The organism is Mucilaginibacter sp. P4_G9, from assembly GCF_056400985.1.
This window is the reverse complement of the sequence record NZ_JBFUKF010000770.1, coordinates 1-1,247: the sequence shown is the minus strand read 5'-3', so window position 1 is coordinate 1,247 and position 1,247 is coordinate 1. Positions and strand designations below refer to the sequence as shown.

3 protein-coding genes are annotated in these 1,247 nt (G+C 34.9%); all 3 read left to right on the top strand.

Annotated elements, in window-relative coordinates; genetic code table 11:
* Window positions 1-305: asparagine synthase-related protein (locus tag AC1DPZ_RS27520; RefSeq protein WP_477409516.1), on the top strand; the 305-nt coding region annotated here is incomplete at its 5' end.
* A gap of 17 nt (window positions 306-322) precedes the next feature.
* Complete coding sequence (locus AC1DPZ_RS27515; RefSeq protein ID WP_477409514.1) at window positions 323-1,048, top strand: hypothetical protein; 726 nt, start codon at window positions 323-325, stop codon at window positions 1,046-1,048.
* A 3-nt stretch (window positions 1,049-1,051) separates the two neighbouring features.
* A partial coding sequence (locus tag AC1DPZ_RS27510) for a hypothetical protein (RefSeq protein ID WP_477409512.1) occupies window positions 1,052-1,247 on the top strand: 196 nt, incomplete at its 3' end.

The window sequence follows — 1,247 nt, the reverse complement described above, 5'->3', positions numbered from 1 at the left end:
GGATATTAAGAGACATATTATATCAATACGTTCCTGCTAAATTTTTTGCCAGGCCAAAATCAGGCTTTACAATACCGCTGCAATTTTGGTTTAGAAACGAATTAAAAGATTATGTACTTGATCAATTATCGTTAAGTGAATTAAAAAACATTCCGGGTATTGATGCGCCTAAGGCATTGATGATGATAAATGAACATATGGATGGTAAGTGGAACCGTTTCCCTCAAATATGGAAATTACTGGTGTTTACGCAATGGTTAAAAAATCAAAAAGATAACTCGGTTACTGCATATCAAACTACTTAAGATCCATTTTATACGCTATGATTCAAGTTAAAAGGAAGGCTATGCGCTTTTTACCTTATAAAATTGTATGGTTTGCCGATAAACCCAGCAAATGGAATTGTTTATACTGTTATTATAAGCAAAGTGCTTATTGCAACGAGGTTCCGGGATATCGCAGGGAGTCTTTTTTTACAAAAACAATTAATATTGGTGCCCCCCAGTCAGTTTTCGAGGCAGATTTTGATCAAAATACCGCCTATGAAATCCGCAGGGCAATAAAAGAKGGAGTTACAACAGCCTCCGAAACCGACATAAAACGCTTTATTGATTTCTACAATTTGTTTGCAGTAACAAAACAGCTACCAAAGCTTAACCAGGATTTTTACAAACTTCAATCTTGTATGGTTATAACAAAAGCTATTTACAAAGATCAGGATATTGTTATGCATGCTTATTTGCTTGATGATACCTTAAAACGGGTTAGGTTATTGCATTCAGCATCCCTTTTCAGAAACGAAAAGGACAATCAGTTAAAAGCGGTAATTGGCAGGGCAAACAGGTTACTTCACTTTAATGACATGTGTTTTTTTAAACAGCATGGTTTTCAAGTATAYGATATGGGGGGATATGCTCATGGTACATCAGATGAGGCTTTAAAGAGAATCAATCAATTTAAAGACAGTTTTGGGGGTGTTTTGATACAGGAAAGCGATTATTTGCCGGTATTGGGATCGGCTCTCTTGTTTTTAAAAAAAATATTTTGAAGGATGAAACTACCCGACTCAATTATACATAAAATATTTTTTTTTGATAAATGGAATATTGGTTATGTTTTTCAGACCCCCGAAAATCTTATCCTCAGCCAACAGCTAAATGGTGAAATTAAATGGCTTGAAGAAGATAATGCTGATTATGCGGCAGACCCTTTTGCTGTAAATCTAAATGGTCGTACGTATTTATATT